General features: G+C 73.8%; 13 protein-coding genes. 7 read left to right on the top strand and 6 right to left on the bottom strand.

Annotated features, from left to right (window positions below; all coding sequences use genetic code 11):
* Nucleotides 1–55 precede the first annotated feature (55 nt).
* Together OG937_25055 and OG937_25050 are read right to left on the bottom strand one after the other, a co-directional pair.
* Complete coding sequence (locus tag OG937_25055; GenBank protein ID WUD78873.1) at nucleotides 56–1,327, bottom strand: MFS transporter; 1,272 nt, start codon at nucleotides 1,325–1,327, stop codon at nucleotides 56–58.
* 204 nt (nucleotides 1,328–1,531) lie between these two features.
* Nucleotides 1,532–1,981, bottom strand: coding sequence for a MarR family transcriptional regulator (locus OG937_25050; protein WUD74727.1), 450 nt, complete (start codon nucleotides 1,979–1,981; stop codon nucleotides 1,532–1,534).
* Between the two features lie 148 nt (nucleotides 1,982–2,129).
* On the opposite strand from OG937_25050, the gene OG937_25045 reads away from it, so the two are divergent.
* Nucleotides 2,130–2,339, top strand: a complete 210-nt coding sequence (locus OG937_25045) for a BrnA antitoxin family protein (GenBank protein ID WUD74726.1) — start codon at nucleotides 2,130–2,132, stop codon at nucleotides 2,337–2,339.
* Here OG937_25045 and OG937_25040 read toward each other — a convergent pair.
* Nucleotides 2,309–3,769: an NCS2 family permease gene (locus OG937_25040; GenBank protein WUD74725.1), complete on the bottom strand. Its 1,461-nt coding sequence runs from the start codon at nucleotides 3,767–3,769 to the stop codon at nucleotides 2,309–2,311. The two genes, OG937_25045 and OG937_25040, sit on opposite strands and share 31 nt — an antisense overlap.
* A 148-nt stretch (nucleotides 3,770–3,917) precedes the next feature.
* On the opposite strand from OG937_25040, the gene OG937_25035 reads away from it, so the two are divergent.
* Nucleotides 3,918–4,202 (top strand): DUF2530 domain-containing protein, encoded by a 285-nt coding sequence (locus OG937_25035; protein ID WUD74724.1) that lies wholly within the window; start codon nucleotides 3,918–3,920, stop codon nucleotides 4,200–4,202.
* Nucleotides 4,203–4,368: 166 nt separating this feature from the next.
* Nucleotides 4,369–6,792, top strand: coding sequence for a cation-translocating P-type ATPase (locus OG937_25030; GenBank protein WUD74723.1), 2,424 nt, complete (start codon nucleotides 4,369–4,371; stop codon nucleotides 6,790–6,792).
* Between the two features lie 36 nt (nucleotides 6,793–6,828).
* Here OG937_25030 and OG937_25025 read toward each other — a convergent pair whose 3' ends face one another.
* From OG937_25025 to OG937_25015, 3 genes are all read right to left on the bottom strand, one after another.
* The gene (locus OG937_25025) at nucleotides 6,829–7,665 is read right to left on the bottom strand and encodes a calcium-binding protein (GenBank protein WUD74722.1); all 837 of its coding nucleotides are present in this window, start codon (nucleotides 7,663–7,665) and stop codon (nucleotides 6,829–6,831) included.
* A gap of 157 nt (nucleotides 7,666–7,822) precedes the next feature.
* Entirely contained in the window at nucleotides 7,823–10,978 is a 3,156-nt protein-coding gene (locus OG937_25020; GenBank protein WUD78872.1) for a molecular chaperone Hsp90, read from the bottom strand.
* A gap of 1,186 nt (nucleotides 10,979–12,164) precedes the next feature.
* Nucleotides 12,165–13,067 carry a DUF3027 domain-containing protein gene (locus OG937_25015; GenBank protein WUD74721.1) on the bottom strand — a complete coding sequence of 301 codons (903 nt, stop codon included), beginning with the start codon at nucleotides 13,065–13,067 and terminating at the stop codon, nucleotides 12,165–12,167.
* 214 nt (nucleotides 13,068–13,281) lie between these two features.
* On the opposite strand from OG937_25015, the gene OG937_25010 reads away from it, so the two are divergent.
* The 4 genes from OG937_25010 to OG937_24995 all read left to right on the top strand — a co-directional run bounded on the left by OG937_25010 (nucleotide 13,282) and on the right by OG937_24995 (nucleotide 16,780).
* Nucleotides 13,282–14,661 (top strand): MFS transporter, encoded by a 1,380-nt coding sequence (locus OG937_25010; protein ID WUD74720.1) that lies wholly within the window; start codon nucleotides 13,282–13,284, stop codon nucleotides 14,659–14,661.
* Between the two features lie 72 nt (nucleotides 14,662–14,733).
* Complete coding sequence (locus tag OG937_25005; protein ID WUD74719.1) at nucleotides 14,734–15,204, top strand: hypothetical protein; 471 nt, start codon at nucleotides 14,734–14,736, stop codon at nucleotides 15,202–15,204.
* Between the two features lie 17 nt (nucleotides 15,205–15,221).
* Entirely contained in the window at nucleotides 15,222–15,923 is a 702-nt protein-coding gene (locus tag OG937_25000; GenBank protein ID WUD74718.1) for a futalosine hydrolase, read from the top strand.
* The gene (locus tag OG937_24995) at nucleotides 15,920–16,780 is read left to right on the top strand and encodes a 1,4-dihydroxy-6-naphthoate synthase (protein WUD74717.1); all 861 of its coding nucleotides are present in this window, start codon (nucleotides 15,920–15,922) and stop codon (nucleotides 16,778–16,780) included. Before OG937_25000 ends, OG937_24995 begins: the two co-directional genes overlap by 4 nt.
* Nucleotides 16,781–16,986 lie beyond the last annotated feature (206 nt).

The raw sequence follows: 16,986 nt of genomic DNA, 5'->3' as shown, positions 1-16,986 counted from the left end.
CCGCCCGGGCCGGTCCCCGGGACCGCCTGACCGCTCGCCCGGGCCGTGGCCGCGCTCAGGCGGCCACCGACTCCGACTCCCGCGGCACGAACTCGATCAGCTTGTGGTCCTTGCCGCGGTGCAGGTCGATCTTGAGCCGCAGTCCGCCGAGCCGGGCCAGGACGAGTCCGACGCAGGCCGCCGCCACCGCGGCGACCAGGCCGCCGGCCAGGAAGCCGGTCCGGGCCCCGAAGACGTCGGTGATCCAGCCGACGAGCGGGCCGCCCAGCGGTGTGCCGCCCACGAAGACCATCATGAACAGGCTCATGACGCGGCCCCGCATGGCGGGGTCGGTCGCGAGCTGGACGCTGGCGTTGGCGGTGGTGTTGAAGGTCAGGCCGAAGATGCCGATCGGCAGCATGAGCGCCAGGAAGATCCAGTACGTCGGCGCCAGTGCCGCCACGACCTCCAGCAGGCCGAACCCGAGCGCCGCGCCGACCAGCAGCCGCAGCCGGGTGCTGCCGCGCCGGGCCGCCAGCAGCGCGCCGACGACGGAGCCGACCGCGAGCACCGAGTTGAACAGGCCGTACATCCCGGCGTCGCCGTGGAAGACGTGGTCGGCGAAGGCGGTGAGCCAGATCGGGAAGTTGTACGCGAAGGTGCCGATGAAGCCGACCAGCACGATGGGCCAGATCAGCTCGGGCCGTCCGGCGACGTAGCGCAGGCCCTCGCGCAGCTGGCCCTTGCCGCGCGGCGCGGTGGGCACCTCGTAGAGCTCGGAACGGCGCATGAGCAGCAGTCCGGCGAGCGGCGCCAGGAAGGACAGGCCGTTGAAGAGGAAGGCCCAGCCGCTGCCGACCGCGGTGATCAGCGCGCCCGCGACGGCGGGACCGATGAGGCGGGCGCTCTGGAAGTTGGCGGAGTTCAGGGAGACCGCGTTGCGGACGTCGGCCGGGCCGACCATCTCGACGACGAACGCCTGCCGGCTGGGGTTGTCGACGACGGTGACCATGCCGAGCCCGAAGGCGATGGCGTACACGTGCCAGACCTGGACGGCTCCGCTGAGGGTCAGCGCGGCCAGGGCGAGGCCCAGCAGGCCCATGGCGGCCTGGGTGGCCAGCAGGGTGCGGCGCTTGGGGTAGCGGTCGGCGATGACGCCGCCGTAGAGCCCGAAGAGCAGCATGGGCAGGAACTGCAGCGCGGTCGTGATGCCGACGGCGAAGGAGGACCCGGTGAGGCTCAGCACCAGCCAGTCCTGCGCGATGCGCGACATCCAGGTGCCGGTGTTGGAGACGATCGCCCCACCGGCGAAGAGCCGGTAGTTGCGGTTGCGGAGCGAGCTGAACATGCCGCCGGGCGCCGGCGGCGCGGCGGGGCGGCCGGTGCCGGGGGTCCCGGACGGTCCGGCGGCCCCCGCGGCGGCGTCGGCGCCCGCCGGGGTGGGCAGATCGGCCGGGTCGGCGGTACCGCCCGGTCCGGTCCCCTCAGGGATGTTCGGTTCGGGTGCGGCGTCTGATGCGGCTGCCGAACTCAATCCGGTCTCGCCTCCTCGTCATCGGGTCCTTGTGTCGGCGTGAGCGAGCTTCTCCAGGACGGGCGCCGCCTCCCGGAGCACGGCGCGTTCCTCCTCCGTGAGGGTGGCCATGAGTTCGGCCAGGAACGCGTTGCGCCGGGCCCGGCTCTCCTCGAGCATCGCCTCCGCCTGCTCGGTCTGCCGGACGACGACCTGGCGCCGGTCGTCCGGATGCGGGTCCCGGTGCACCAGGCCCTTGGACTCGAGCATGGCGACGATCCTCGTCATGGACGGCGGCTGCACGTGCTCCTTGCGGGCCAGCTCCCCGGGGGTGGCGGATCCGCAGCGCGCGAGGGTGCCCAGCACGGACATCTCCGTCGGGCTCAGCGACTCGTCGACCCGGTGGTGGCGCAGTCGGCGGGAGAGCCGCATCACGGCACCGCGCAGCGTGTTCACCGCTGAGCGGTCGTCCTCGGACAGTTCGGTCACGTTCGTTAGATTAGCTCATTACCTATGCTAAGTAAAATTGCCGCAGCCGTGCCGCGTCCAAACACATTCGTCAAGGAAGTCACCCATCCGGGTGAGTTGCGCCCCGAAAACGACGCATGCCCCGAGGGGCCCGCCGGACCCTTGGGCCATGGCTTCGAGAGTGCTCAGCATGCGCATAGACGGGGACCTGCTGGACCGTCTCCAGGCTCACGCCGCGAAACGCGGGATGAGCGTCCAGGACTACATCGTCCGGACGCTCATCCGCGATGACTTCGACGAGAGGCTCAAGGCCTCCGTCGACGAGACCGAGCAGTTCTACACGGCCGGTTACGTCAGGCCGAGCGCCGGCATCAGGTAGTAGAAGGCGAAGACCGCCGACACCGCGTAGAGCGCGGACGGCACCTCACGGCCGCGCCCCGCCACCAGCCGCAGCACGCAGAAGGTGATGAACCCGATGCCGATGCCGTTGGTGATCGAGTAGGTGAACGGCATGAGCAGCATCGTCAGGAACGCCGGGATGGAGATCGTGTAGTCGCTCCAGTCGATCTCCCGGATGCTGCCCGCCATGATCAGGAAGCCCACCGCGACGAGCGCGGGGGTGGCCGCCTGGGCCGGGACCATCGTGGCCAGCGGCGCGAAGAACAGCGCGACGACGAAGAGCAGACCGGTGGCGATCGAGGCGAGGCCGGTGCGCGCGCCCTCGCCGGCGCCCGCGGTGGACTCCGCGTAGCAGGTGTTGGCCGAGCAGGAGGTGAAGCCGCCTGCCGCGGTCGCGATGCCGTCGACCATCAGGACCGGGCTCATCCCGGGCAGGTCGCCCTTGGAGTCCAGCAGGTGCGCCTCGTCGCTGACGCCGAGGATGGTGCCCATCGCGTCGAAGAAGCAGCTCAGCAGCACGGTGAAGACGAAGAGGATGCCGGTGAGCACACCGACCTCCTGGAAGCCGCCGAACAGGCTCACCTTGCCGATCAGCCCGAAGTCTGGGCTCGCGACCGGATTGCCGGGCCACTGCGGGACGGTCAGGCCCCAGGCGGCGTCCTTGACGTTCGCCACCGCGTCGACGACGAGCGCGAGAACGGTCATCGCGACGATGCTGATCAGGATGGCTCCGGGCACCTTGCGGATGATCAGCCCGAGGGTCAGCAGCACGCCGAGGATGAAGATCAGCACCGGCCAGCCGGTCAGGTGGCCGCCCGCCCCCAGCTGCAGCGGGACGGTGGTGTGCGCGGCGTCCGGGATGCGGGTCACGAAGCCGGAGTCGACCAGGCCGATCAGCACGATGAACAGGCCGATGCCGATGGCGATCGCCTTGCGCAGGCCGAGCGGCACCGCGCTCATCACCCGCTCCCGCAGGCCCGTGGCGACCAGCACCATGATCGCGAGACCGGCGAGGACCACCATGCCCATCGCGTCCGGCCAGCTCATCTTCGGGGCGAGCTGGAGCGCGACGATGCTGTTCACGCCCAGACCCGCCGCCAGCGCGATCGGCACGTTGCCGATGACGCCCATGAGCAGGGTGGTGAAGGCGGCGGTCACGACGGTGGCGGTGACCAGCTGGCCGCCGTCGAGGTGGTGGCCGTACTTGTCCACGCCCGAGCTGAGGATGATCGGGTTCAGGACGATGATGTAGGCCATCGCGAAGAAGGTGGCCAGACCTCCGCGGATCTCCCGGGGGACCGAGGACCCCCGCTCGGTGATCCGGAAGAACCGGTCGAGCGCGCCGTGGGCGGCCGCCGGGGGCGGGGTCGGGGAACTGGGCACGACCTTGGCGGTGGTCGACGGGGACATGCGGGTCCTTGCGTGGGGGGCGGGAGCTTTTAGAGGTTCCTACGACTGAAACCGGTCAGTCTCAGACCGTTTCAGTATGAACATATGAGCGTCCCAAACGCTATCTCCGCGCGTAGACCCCCCGGGGCCACTGGGTACGCTGTGCGGTATGAGCAGCAGCAGCCACAGCAAGGGGACGACCGGGTTGCGCGAGGCGCCGGCACCTCTGGAGGCGAACGACGTCGCGACCGTCACCGTCGGGACGGTCATCTGGTTCGCGCTCTTCCTCGTCCAGCTCCCCTTCTACGGCTGGTACGCCGACCACGGCCACGCCTGGTGGATCTGGACCTGCCTGGCCGGCGGCGGCCTCGGACTCATCGGCCTCTGGTACGTGCGCGCCCGCCGGGACGCCATCCGGCGGTCCCGCGCCGCGGAGGACGCCGCACAGGACTGAGCCGAGGCCCGCGGGTTCCGCGGCCCCCGGATCCGCGGCCCCCGACCCCCGGCCCCGGGTCCGTGCCCCGGCGGCTACGCCCCCGGTCGTACGGCGCCCCGGAGATGTCCCCGAGAGCGACGGCTCGCCGCGCCGTCGGCGCCGCCCCCCACGTACCGTCGAAGCCATGACGGAACGCACGCAGCGGGAGGCGGCCGGGGTGCGACCGGCGACGCCCGGCGGACTGACCGCTGTCCAGGTGGCGGAGCGGATCGCGCGGGGCGAGGTCAACGACGTCCCGGTGCGTTCCTCGCGTTCCTTGGCCGAGATCGTCAGCGCGAACGTGTTCACCCGCTTCAACGCGATCATCGGCGTGCTGTTCCTGATCATCCTGGTGGTCGGCCCGATCCAGGACGGCCTCTTCGGCTTCGTCATCATCGCGAACACCGGCATCGGCATCTTCCAGGAGTGGCGCGCCAAGAAGACCCTGGACGGACTCGCCGTGATCGGCGAGGCGAAACCCACCGTGCGCCGCGACGGGGTCGCCACCCAGGTCTCCACCTCCGGGATCGTCCTCGGCGACCTCATCGAACTCGGGCCGGGGGACAAGGTGGTGGTCGACGGCGAGGTGGCCGAGGCCGACAGCCTGGAGGTCGACGAGTCGCTGCTCACCGGCGAGGCCGACCCCGTCGTCAAGCGCCCCGGCGACCCCGTGATGTCCGGCAGCTTCGTCGTCGCGGGCGGCGGGTCCTTCACCGCGACCAAGGTCGGCCGGGAGGCCTACGCGGCGCAACTCGCCGAGGAGGCCAGCCGCTTCACCCTCGTCCACTCCGAACTGCGCAGCGGCATCAGCCAGATCCTCAAGTACGTCACGTGGATGATGGTCCCCACGGCGATCGGCCTGATCGTCAGCCAGCTCGTCCTGGAGGGCGACGACTGGCGCGAGGCGGTCCGCCGCATGGTGGGCGGCATCGTCCCGATGGTGCCCGAGGGGCTGGTCCTGCTCACCTCGGTGGCCTTCGCGATCGGCGTGATCCGGCTGGGCCGCAAGCAGTGCCTCGTCCAGGAGCTGCCCGCGATCGAGGGGCTGGCCCGGGTGGACGTGGTGTGCCTGGACAAGACCGGCACCCTCACCGAGGGCGGGATGGACGTCGCGGAGCTGCGGATGCTGGACGGTGTCCCCGAGGCGTACATCCGGCAGGTGCTCGGCGCGGTCAGTTCCGCCGACCCGCGCCCCAACCCCACCCTGGCCGCCGTCGCCGCGGCCTTCCCCGCCCCGGACGGCGGCTGGCACGTCACCGACGCGCTGCCCTTCTCCTCCGCCCGCAAGTACAGCGGCGCGGCCTTCACCGAGCCCGGCGGGGAGCGCAGCGCCTGGCTGCTCGGCGCCCCCGACGTACTGCTCCCCGCGGGCGACCGGGCGCTCGGCGCGATCGACGGCCTCAACGCCCAGGGCCTGCGGGTGCTGCTGCTCGCCCGGACGGGGAAGGAGCTGGGCGACCCGGCGGTGGGCGCCTCGGCCACCCCGGCAGCGCTGGTCGTCCTGGAGCAGCGGCTGCGCCCCGACGCCGCCGACACCCTGCGCTACTTCGCCGAGCAGGACGTGCACGCCAAGGTCATCTCCGGCGACAACGCGGTCTCCGTCGGCGCCGTCGCCGGGAAGCTGGGGCTGGCGGGGGCCGAGCGGACGGTCGACGCCCGCAGGCTGCCGGCCGAACGCACGCAGATGGCGGCCGAGCTCGACCGGGGCACGGTCTTCGGCCGGGTCACCCCGCAGCAGAAGCGGGAGATGGTGGGCGCGCTCCAGTCCGGCGGCCACAACGTGGCGATGACCGGGGACGGCGTCAACGACGTCCTCGCCCTCAAGGACGCCGACATCGGCGTCGCCATGGGCTCCGGCTCCGAGGCGACCCGGGCGGTCGCGCAGATCGTGCTGCTCGACAACAGCTTCTCGGCGCTCCCGTCGGTCGTGGCCGAGGGCCGCCGGGTCATCGGCAACATCACCCGCGTCGCGACCCTCTTCCTCACCAAGACCGTCTACTCGGTGCTGCTCGCCCTGCTGGTGATCATCTGGCACGCGCCCTACCCGTTCCTCCCCCGGCACCTGACGCTGCTGTCCACGCTGACCATCGGCGTCCCCGCCTTCTTCCTCGCCCTGGCCCCCAACAAGGAGCGGGCCAAGCCGCTCTTCGTGCGCCGGGTCATGCGCTACTCCCTGCCCGCCGGGGTGATCGCGGGCGTCGCCACCTTCGTGACGTACATGCTCGCCCGCCACCACTACCGCGGCGCCGGCGCGCTGGAGGCGGAGACCAGCGCCGCGACGCTGACCCTCTTCCTGGTCGCGATGTGGGTGCTGGCGCTCGTCGCGCGTCCCTACACCTGGTGGCGGATCGCCCTGGTCCTCACCATGGGCGCGGGTTTCCTGGTCGTCCTGGTCACCCCGTGGCTGCAGGAGTTCTTCGCGCTCCGGCTGGTCGGCACGCAGGGCCCCTGGACGGCCGTCGCCGTGGCGGTGGCGGCCTCGGCGCTGCTGGAGCTGGTCTGGCGCCGCGTCCGCCGCCTGGACGACGACGCCCCGCCGGAACGACACCGGGCGCCGGGCCCCCGCTGAGGGGGGCCCGGCGCCCGGTGGGTGGTGCGGGTGGGGTTACTTCACGTCGACGAAGTCGGCCGTGGAGACGGACGCGCCGCTGAGCGAAGTGGTGACGAAGTTGTAGCGCCAGTAGCCGTCCACGGACGCCTTGACGGTGGTCTTCAGGGCACCGGTGCTGCTGGACTTGACGGTCTTGACCGTCTTGTACGCGGTGGTGCCCTTCTTGCGGAACTGCAGCTGCACGGACTGGCCCGTGTAGCCGGCGTACTTGTGGGTCTCCCAGTTGGCCCGGGTGAGCTTGCCGGTGACGGTGATGGTCTTGCCCTTCTTCACCGGCTCCGGCGTGGCGTTGACCGTCACCACGGTGTTGCGCTTGATCTTCGCGGTGCCGGCGATCTCCTTCTCGACGTAGTCGCCGTCCTTGCCCCCGACCAAGGCGTACACCTTCCAGGAACCGGCGAGCGCGTTCTTGTACAGGTCCGCCTGGGGGTCGATGGTGATGCTGACCTTGCAGGTGGAGGTGGTGGCGTTGACCACGGTGCAGGCGGCGTAGTCCGTGGCCGGGAAAAGGCCGCCGTCGATGCCGTCGTCGGTGAACGACGCGCCGTGCCAGAGGAACGCGGCGCCGCCGTCGATGCCCGCCGGGTCGGTGGCGGTCACCGCGACGGAGACCGTCTTCTTGCCGCCCGTCCCGAGGACGATGTCCTTGCCGCCGTTCACGACGACCTTGGTGATCTTGGTGTCACCCACGGAGTCGGCCGCTCCCGCCTTGGCGGCGAAGGTCGACAGGGCGGTGACCGCCGGCTTGTCGGAGGCCTGCGCGGCCGGGACTGCCAGCGAAGCGAGGGCCAGGGCGCCGGAAACAGCGGCCACGGTGGCGCGAATACGCATGCTTGAGAATCCCCCAGATGAAGAGGACGCCCGTCGAACTCCCCCGGACGTGGCGTCTCGAATGGTGAGAGGAAGAGCGTACGCGCGAACAGTCATCCAGCGGAAACGCTTTCGACATATCTCCCTGTGTGACGACGGACACTCGGTCCGTCGCCGCTCAGTCGAACCAGCGGTCTCGGGCCAGCTCCTCCGTGCGGGTCGGGTCCTCCAGCAGCGCGGCCACCTCGAAGCGGCGCTGCCAGGCGCCGGCCGCCCACGACAGGCCGGCGGCGACGCCCTCCAGCGTGGCGGCGTGCAGCGTGCCGTCGACCCACCGCCAGTCCAGCTCGACGGTGCTGCCGTCGGCCGCCCTGACCAGCAGTTCCTCGTGCTCGACGTACGACAGGGGGGCGCCCGGAAGCAGCTCGCGGACCGCGTCCGCGACGTCGTGCGGCTCGCCCTCGGAGACGACCGGGGCGTCGAGGGCCTCGCTGAGCCGGCGCACCTGGAACAGCTCGGCCAGCGCCGCCGCGTGGACCGGCGGCACCGGGAGCAGGGGCAGTCCTGCGGTGAGCGGGAGCAGGTCGGGCGCGTCCGCGACGAGGGCGTCCCCGGCGTCGACCACGCGCGGCTCGTGGCCGTCGACGACGGCCCGCAGCTCGTCGGGGAGGGTGACCTGCTCGGGTTCGAGGGTGCCCAGTTCGGAGTAGAGCCGGTGCAGCTGGGCCGGGGTGACCGTGGAGTCCGGGTCGGCGAGCCGGGCGAGCAGCTCGGCGGCGCCGCCCGGCTCGTCCAGCAGGGCCGTGACGGACGTGCGCACGCCCAGGGCGCGCAGCACCTGGTCGTCCACGGCCCCGGCCTCGGCGTCCTCGTACAGCCCATCGAGCAGCGGGTCGCCACCGGCCGCGCGCAGGCCGACCGGGCGGCGGCCGTCGAGGACCGGGTGGTCGCGCAGCCACCAGGCGGTGTAGGGCCGCACGGACTCCGTGGTGCCGTCCGGCAGCAGGACCCGCACCGGCTGGGTGACCGCGTCGCGCAGCGGCGGCACGGAGAGCATGGCCAGCGCCTGCGGCCAGGCGTCGTCGGCGACGAGGTCGAGGTCGCGCACGGCGACGATCTCGGTGGCGACCGGCGGCACGTCGGTGTCCGGCAGCTGGTCGAGGACGTCCTCGCACCACACGTCGACCGCGTCGAGCAGCCCGGCGTCGTCCGGCTCGGCCCAGTCGCTCTCGCGCGGCTCCAGCTCGTCCGGGTCGAGCACCACGTCGGTGGCCCGGACCAGGGCGAAGGTGGCGAGCACGCCGACCGCGGTCAGCGGCTGCTCGCCCCAGCGGGCGGCCAGGTCCTCGTCGACGGACCCGAGCTCCCCCTCCCGGATGACCTGCTCGAAGGCGCTGCCCGGCAGCACCAGTTCACCGGCGGGGGCGAGCTCGCCCTCGTCGTCGGTGAGGGCGAGGGCGGCCAGCCACGGCTCGTCGCCGGGGGCGAGGTTCGCGGCCCGGACCAGGCCCAGCACGACCTCGGCCAGTTCCTCCGCGTCCAGCGCGGGCGCGTCCTCGTCCCAGGCCTCGTCGGCGTCCAGGGACGCGGCCACCGCCGCGCGCACCTGAGGGGTGGTGAGGACGGCGCGCGGGGTCGCCGGGGTGGCCCCGAGCTTCTCCAGCAGCGGGTGCGCGGCCGCCGGGTCGGCGACCTTCAGGCCCAGCCGGGCCAGCTCGGAGGCGGCGGGCAGCCCGGTGCTGACCGGGGCGGACTCCTCGGCGTAGACGCTGTCCATCTCGGGGAGCGGGAGCAGCACCTGGCGCGGTCCGACGACCGTACGCCGGTCGGCCAGCGGCACGGGCAGCCCGCTCAGCCGGTCCGGGTCGGTGCCGGCCAGCGAGTCGTACAGGCGGTGCCACCAGTCCGCGGGGCGCTCCACCCCGGCGAGCCGGTCGATCGCGTCGCCCAGCGGCAGCCGGGCCACCCCGAGGACGCGCAGTTCGGGGCGGCGCTCCAGCCCGGGGGGCAGCAGCGTCGGGAAGACCTCCGCCAGCACGCGGACGGTCTCCGCGCCGGTGCCCTCGACGACCTCGGCCTCCACCGGGCGCAGCGCGGGCGGCAGTTCGTCCTCCCCGTCCGTGCCCGTGACGTCGGCGGCGCGCGGCAGGAAGGCGGTGCGCGGCAGCCGCTCCTGCACGTGGCGGCGCAGTTGGGCGTCCAGCTCGCCCTTGCCGAGCGGGCCGGGCACCAGGTCCACGATGCCCGCGGTCACCGGCCGCCAGTCCGCCAGCAGCCGTACGTAGAGCTCGGCCGCCCGCGCGACCAGGAAGTCGGTGAGGGCGCCGGGCGCGGCGTGGCGCCGGCTCGGGTCCAGCGGCAGCGAGGCGATGAGCAGCGCGGGCAGCCCCAGCGGCTCGTCCGTCGGCGTCGGGGCGTGCACGAAGGGCGCCGTCCGCGGCCGCTCGGGCGTGCCGTCCTGGCCCACCGGGACGGCCCAGGTCACCGACCACACCGGGCGCAGCCGCTCCTCGACCGGGCGGTCGGTCAGCAGCGCCGCCTCCAGCGGGCCCGCGTCGCTCACGGTGCGCCAGCGGGTGGTGCCGCCGGCGCTGTCCACGACGACGGTCAGGCCGTCCTCCTGACGCCGGGCCAGGGTCCGTACGCCCTCCGGCGTCTCCACGACCACCTCGGTCAGGCCGGGCAGGGACAGCAGCAGCGCGTCGTCGATCGCGGCGAGCAGGCTCGCCGCGAGGTCCGCGGCGGCGCCGTCGCGCAGCGGCAGCACGACGCACGTGTCGTAGCCGTCCGGGGCGGTGCCCTCGGCGGGCAGCGGCAGCCGCAGCAGCGGTACGTGGCCGTCCCGGCGGCGCAGTTCGTCGGTGAGCCCCGGGGAGTGCCCACCGGTCTCCCGCGCGAGGTCGCGGGCCTCGGCCAGCGACCAGCGGACGCCGCCGCTGCGGCTGAGGATCGCGGGCTCGTCGCTGACCGCGAGCACCGCGGAGAATCCGACGCCGAAGCGGCCGACGGCCAGGTCGCCCTCCTCGCGCTTGGAGCTGGCGCGCAGCGTCGACAGGGACTCCACGCCCGCGGCGTCCAGGTGGGCCCCGGTGTTCGCGGCGGCGAGCACCCCCTCGCGCAGGGTCAGCCGCAGGCGGCCGGTCACCCCGGCGCGGGTCGCCGCGTCGGCGGCGTTCTGGGCCAGCTCGACGACGAGACGGTCGCGGTAGCCGCCGAGCGCGAGGTCCTCCTCCGCGTTGGCGTCCTCCCGGAACCGGGCGGGCGACGCGGCCCACGCGTCCAGCACGGCCCGCCGCAGCCGTGCGGTCCCGAACGGATCTGCGCCCCGGTCCATCGCGGTCCCGCTCACGTCGTCTTCTCCCTCACGCGGTGTCGCATGCCCTGCCCTGTGCGAGTGACGCTACCGCGTGGGCTGTCGCCCGGTCGTCCCGCACGCGCCCGCACCCGGGGACGCCGCCCCGCGCGGGTCGGGCCGGGGCGTGGAAGGCGCGCACACCGCTCGCGAGCCTCGAATACCCGGCGGCCCAAGGTGCCCCGCGCGATCCGGCGCCCCCGCGGTGGGGGTTCGGCCACGTTGCCGGCTCCGCCGGCGGCCGACGACCGGGGCGGGGTTGCGCGGGCTGCCGTCCGGGCACTCCGGTCGAAGGGCGGTGGGTCACCGGTGACGGCTGCCGTTCGCGGCCGGGGAACTCGGCCACGATCGCCGGCTCCGCCGGCGGCCGACGCACGGCGCCGGGTTCGCCGGGCGTGCCTAGGGGCCATGTGGGCTGCGCCCAGGCCCAGGCTGGGACAGGGCGTGGGGGACTGCTCGTCGTCCGGGGCCGGGCCGGGCCTGGGTTGGCCCGACCGGGATGGCACCCTCGCCCGCGCACAGCGGCCGCGGTGGAGAGAAACCCGACCCGAGCCAGGCCGGGCGCAGGGGCACCCCACCTGGCCCTGAGGCGCACCGTCCGCGGACGGCAGCCGTCAACTGGGGCCCGGTTCCTCAACCGGAGTGCCTGGGGGGCGGCAGCCCGCGCGACCCGGGCGCGGGCGTCGGCGCCGGCGGAGCCGGCAGCGTGGCCGGGTTACCCAACCGAGACGACCGGCGCAGAGCGGCCCCGGTGGGGGCAAGCGACTCAGCCCCGGGCCCCCACCCGGGGCGGGCCTGGGGGCACCCCACCTGACCGCGAACAGCAGCCGTCACCGATGACCCACCCCTCGACCTGGGCGGCAGCCCGCGCGACCCGGGCGCGGGCGTCGGCGCCGGCCGTGGCCGGGTTACCCAGCCGGGACGACCGGCGCACAGCGGCCCCGGTGGAGAGACCCCCCACCGGGGTCCCGGGCCGGGCCGGGCGTGGGCGGAGCCCACGTGGACGCCCGAGGCACGCCCAGCGCAACCTGGTCCCGGCGGCGGGCCGCCGGCGGAGCCGTCGACCGGGGCCGGGTTACCCGGCCGGGATGGCGGCCTTACCGGCGCCTCACCGGCGCCTCACCGGCCCCGAGGCGCGCCGGGCCGGGCGTGGGCCGCGGCGGAGCCGTCAGCTGTGGCCAAGTTCCTCGGCCGGGGTGGTGTCCTCGACGGAGCCCTGGCGGTCGGGGTGGAGGGGGAGCGGCTCGATCGCGGTCTCGTCGAGGACGGGCGGCGCGGGCCGGGGCGTCTTCGGCATGACCGCGGCCTCGGAGTGCGCGCCGCACCCGTAGGCGAGGGAGACGACGCGCCCGTCGGCTGGGGAGAACTCGTTCGCGCAGACGCCGAAGGCCTGCCGCAGGGAGCCCGCGATCGGGACGAGGAAGCCGCAGGAGACGCACTGGGCGGGGGCGGCCTGGGCCATCGGGGCCTTGGGGCCGTACTCGTCCTCCCAGCGGTCCGCGGCGACGTGCAGCCCGTAGCGGGACAGCACGCGCGGCCGGGCCATGCCGATCTCCTCCGCGACCGCGGCGATCGTGCCGACCGTGGGCGCCATCGGCAGGGTCGCCGGGGGGCCGCCGGAGACGTCCGCGTCCTCGGCCTCGACGAGCTCGGCCATCTCCTCGGAGACCGGCGAGTTCGGCGGCGGGACGTCCTCCCCGGAGAAGCCGGTCTCCAGGCGCAGGTCCTCCGCCTCGGTGGGCAGCAGGTCGCCGGGGCCGAGGTCGCCGGGGCGCAGGCGCTCGCTCCACGGCACCCATTCGGGCGCGAGGACGGCCTCGGGCCCGGGCACGAGGACCGTCTCGTCCAAGGTGATGGCCTTGGCGCGGGAGGCGCGGGTGAGCGTGACCGCCCAGCGCCAGCCGCGGTACGAGGCCTCGCGGCAGTCGAACAGGTGCGTCACGACGCGGTCGCCCTCGGCGACCGCCCCGAGGTGCTCGCCGACCGCTTTCTCGCCGAAGGCCTCGACGGCGGCTTCGAGGGCGAGGTCGACCGCCTCGGCGCACAGGCGGTCAGGGGTACGGCTTCGCATCGCAGCACTCACAAGAATCGATTCTCTCCTACGCCGTCTTACGCGTGCGCCGCCGAGGGTCGGGCGGGGCGGTGGCGGAGCGGACCGGAGGACCGCTTCAAACGCTGCCTGCCCGTACGTCCACGGGCGCACCTGATGACTCCATTCTGCGCGATCGCACGCTATCGGTGCGCGCCCCGTTCGGAAAGCCGCCCGGTAGGGCAGACTGGCGAGCGTGGCACGCACAGTGACGTCCGGCCCGGGACCGGTTCGCAGGGCGGGGAACGCCGTCGCGCGCGCCACGCAGCGTACGTCGTCCGCCGTGGTGCGGCGCGTCCGGCGTCACACGCACTCGGGCGGGGCGGGCGAGTCGGGTCTGGCGAAGCTGATCGAGCTGCACGCGGTGAACTCGGCCGGCGACATGCTGATCACCGTCGCGCTCGCCAGCACGATCTTCTTCTCCGTGCCGACCGGTGAGGCGCGCGGCCGCGTGGCGCTCTACCTGCTGGTCACGATGGCCCCGTTCGCGCTGCTGGCCCCGGTGATCGGGCCGCTGCTGGACCGCATCCCGCACGGCCGGCGCGCCGCGATGGCGATGTCGATGCTGGCCCGGGCGATCCTGGCCTGGACGATGGCCGGGGTGGTGGCGACCGCCGGACTGGAGCTGTATCCGGCCGCCTTGGGCGTGCTCGTGGCGTCGAAGGCGTACGGCGTGGTGCGCAGCGCGGTGATGCCACGGCTGCTGCCGGCCCGTACGACGCTGGTGAAGGCGAACTCCCGGGTGAGCCTGACGGGCCTGCTGGCCACCGCCGTGGCGGCGCCGATCGGCGGGCTGCTCCACCTGATCGGGCCGGGCGTGCCGCTGTACGGGGCGTTCGTCGTCTTCGTCTGCGGGACGCTGCTCTCCTTCTCCCTCCCGCACAAGGTGGACTCCGCCAAGGGGGAGGCGCGCGCCGAGCTGACCTCGGGTGAGGAGGTCGAGCACCGCCGCCTGGGCCGGCAGTGGCGGGAGAAGCGGCCGGGGCTGCGGAGCGTCGGCGGTCCGGTGCTGCACGCCCTGCAGGCCAACGCCGCGCTGCGGGCGCTGTCCGGATTCCTGACCCTCTTCCTCGCGTTCCTGCTGCGCGAGCATCCGCTGGGCGGCCTGTCGGGGCCGGTGTCGCTGGGCCTGGTCGCCGTGGCGGCGGGCACCGGCAACGCCTTCGGCACCGCGCTGGGCTCCTGGCTGCGCGACCGCGGACCGGAGCGGATCATCATCAGCGCGCTGGCCGCCGCCCTGGCGGCGACGTGCGTGGCGGCGGCCTGGTACGGCGTGCTGACCATCGCCGTCGTCGCGGCCGCGGCGGGCATCGCGCAGGCGCTGGGCAAGCTCTCGCTGGACGCCCTGATCCAGCGCGACGTGCCGGAGGAGGTGCGCACCTCGGCGTTCGCCCGCTCGGAGACCGCCCTCCAGCTGGCGTGGGTGATCGGCGGCGCCATCGGCATCGTCCTGCCGCTCAACGGCACGCTCGGGATGGCGGTGGGGGCGGCCCTGGTGGCGCTCGGCGTCATCTTCTCGGTCCGCGGCCTGATGACGGGTGCCCGGGGACGGGCGACACGTCCGCGCACCGTGTGAGCGGGGGTGGCCCGGGGACACGAGCGGGCCCCCCGCGTAGCGGGAGCGCGACCGCCCGGTAGCCTCACCTTCATGAGCAATCGCCGCCGTGCCGCCGCCCTCGGTGCCGTGTCCCTCGGGCTGATCGCCCTCTCCGCCTGCGAGAAGCCGACCCCCCTGGCGACCGTCACCGTCGGCGACAGGACCGTGACCACCGAGGCCACCAGCAAGTGCTACCTCGACGGGAAGAAGCTTTCGGAGCAGGTCTTCCTGGCCTGCCTGCAGGGCAAGCCCGAGAAGACCATCACGGTCCGGCCCGGTGACAAGGTGCGGATCGGCGTCGACCCCGCGATCGCCGAGAAGGGCTGGGTCGTGGCCGCCGGCACCTCCGGCAAGTCGGGGCTGCTGAAGGACACCACCTACCGCTCCTTCGACGCCGAGACCCTGCTCTCCGACGCGCAGACCGGTGCCGCGGCCAGCGAGGTGACCCTCAACATCATCGAGACCGCCGGCGCCCAGGACTACCTCGGCGTCTGGCAGTTCAAGCTGAAGTCGGCGGGCTGAAACCGTCCGCTGACGTCATGACGCCCCGCCTCCTCGTCGTCACCGCCGTCCCGGCGGAACGCGACGCGGTCGTCCGCGGACTCGGCGGCACGGCAGCCGAGCAGCCCGTACCGGGTGGCCGCGTGTTGCTGCGCACCGCCCTCGCGGACGTGCTGGCCGCGGGCGTCGGCCCCGCCGCCGCGGCGGCGGGCACGGCGGCGGCGCTCACCGCGGCGCGGTACGGGCTCGTCGTCTCGGCCGGGATCGCCGGCGGCTTCCAGCCCCTCGCACCGGTCGGCTCGGTGGTCGTCGCCGACGCGATCGTCGCCGCCGACCTGGGCGCGGAGGGCCCGGAGGGCTTCCTCCCGGTCGCCGAGCTGGGCTTCGGCACCTCCGAGCACCGTCCGCCGGGACCGCTGTCCCGCCGGGTCGCCGACGTGCTCGGCGCGGCGTACGGGCCGGTCCTGACGGTGTCGACGGTGACCGGGACGGCCGGGCGGAGCGCAGAGCTGACGCGCCGTCATCCGGGGGCGCCGGCCGAGGCCATGGAGGGTTTCGGCGTCGCGGAGGCGGCCGCGGCGCACGGGCTGCCCGTCCTGGAGATCCGTACGGTGTCCAATCCGGTGGGCCCGCGCGACCGCGCGGCGTGGCGGATCGGGGAGGCGCTCGACGCGCTCGCCGACGCCTTCGCCCGGCTCGGGAAGCAACCCGCCGTACTCGACGTTGGAGATCGGACATGAGCCAAGAGCGCGCACTGCGGATCGCCTACTCCCCGTGCCCCAACGACACCTTCGTCTTCCACGCCTGGGCGCACGGTCTGGTCCCGGGCGCACCGGCGATCGACGTGACCTTCGCGGACATCGACGTCACCAACGGGATGGCCGAGCGCGGCGAGTTCGACGTCCTGAAGGTCTCGTACGCGGTGCTCCCCTACGTGCTCGACGAGTACGCGCTGCTGCCCTGCGGCGGCGCGCTGGGCCGCGGCTGCGGCCCGCTCGTCCTGACCAGGGACGAGGGCACCGGCAAGGGCGCCGACCTGAGCGGGCGCACGGTGGCGGTGCCGAGCGAGCGCTCGACGGCGTACCTGCTCTTCCGGCTGTGGGCGGCCGCCGAAGTGCCGGGCGGCGTCGGGGAGATCGTCGTCCTGCCGTTCCACGAGATCATGCCGGCGGTGCGGGACGGCCGGGTGGACGCGGGGCTCGTCATCCACGAGGCGCGCTTCACCTACCAGGACTACGGGCTGCACAAACTCGCGGACATGGGCGAGCACTGGGAGCAGACCACCACGCTGCCCATCCCGCTCGGCGCGATCATCGCCAAGCGCTCCCTGGGCGAGGAGCGTCTGCGCGAACTGGCGGCCGCGGCCCGCACCTCCGTCCACATGGCCTGGGACGAGCCCGAGGCCTCACGCGGCTACGTCATGGAGCACGCGCAGGAGATGGACCCGAAGGTGGCGGACCAGCACATCGGGCTGTACGTGAACGAGTTCACCTCGGCGCTCGGCGAGGAGGGCTACGCGGCGGTCCGCGGGCTGCTCACCCGGGCCGCGGCCGAGGGACTGGTGCCGCCCCTCGGTCCGCACGCGCTCGAGTCGTGAGCCCGCGCCCGGGCGGGGGGTCAGACGTCCAACTGGTCGGCGACGACGCGCAGGACGGACGCGATCTTGTGGCCGTGGGCCTTGTCCGGGTAACGGCCGCGCTGCAGCGAGCGCGCGACGTCCTCCAGCAGCGTGGTGAGGTCCTGGACGATGGGCAGCAGTTCGTCGGGCTTGCGTCGCTGCGCGGCCGCCACGGACGGCGCCGG

The sequence above is a fragment of the Streptomyces sp. NBC_00510 genome, assembly GCA_036013505.1.
Classification (GTDB): domain Bacteria; phylum Actinomycetota; class Actinomycetes; order Streptomycetales; family Streptomycetaceae; genus Actinacidiphila.
The sequence above is the reverse complement of the archived record's forward strand: the minus strand, read 5'-3'. Positions and strand labels throughout refer to the sequence as shown.

What these genes read in the sequence shown, in the direction of transcription:
- OG937_25055 (WUD78873.1), bottom strand. Translation starts at nt 1,327, where the DNA reads ATGTTCAGCTCGCTCCGCAACCGCAACTACCGGCTCTTCGCCGGTGGG.
- OG937_25045 (WUD74726.1), top strand. Translation starts at nt 2,130, where the DNA reads ATGGCTTCGAGAGTGCTCAGCATGCGCATAGACGGGGACCTGCTGGAC.
- OG937_25040 (WUD74725.1), bottom strand. Translation starts at nt 3,769, where the DNA reads ATGTCCCCGTCGACCACCGCCAAGGTCGTGCCCAGTTCCCCGACCCCG.
- OG937_25035 (WUD74724.1), top strand. Translation starts at nt 3,918, where the DNA reads ATGAGCAGCAGCAGCCACAGCAAGGGGACGACCGGGTTGCGCGAGGCG.
- OG937_25030 (WUD74723.1), top strand. Translation starts at nt 4,369, where the DNA reads ATGACGGAACGCACGCAGCGGGAGGCGGCCGGGGTGCGACCGGCGACG.
- OG937_25025 (WUD74722.1), bottom strand. Translation starts at nt 7,665, where the DNA reads ATGCGTATTCGCGCCACCGTGGCCGCTGTTTCCGGCGCCCTGGCCCTC.
- OG937_25020 (WUD78872.1), bottom strand. Translation starts at nt 10,978, where the DNA reads ATGGACCGGGGCGCAGATCCGTTCGGGACCGCACGGCTGCGGCGGGCC.
- OG937_25015 (WUD74721.1), bottom strand. Translation starts at nt 13,067, where the DNA reads ATGCGAAGCCGTACCCCTGACCGCCTGTGCGCCGAGGCGGTCGACCTC.
- OG937_25005 (WUD74719.1), top strand. Translation starts at nt 14,734, where the DNA reads ATGAGCAATCGCCGCCGTGCCGCCGCCCTCGGTGCCGTGTCCCTCGGG.
- OG937_25000 (WUD74718.1), top strand. Translation starts at nt 15,222, where the DNA reads ATGACGCCCCGCCTCCTCGTCGTCACCGCCGTCCCGGCGGAACGCGAC.
- OG937_24995 (WUD74717.1), top strand. Translation starts at nt 15,920, where the DNA reads ATGAGCCAAGAGCGCGCACTGCGGATCGCCTACTCCCCGTGCCCCAAC.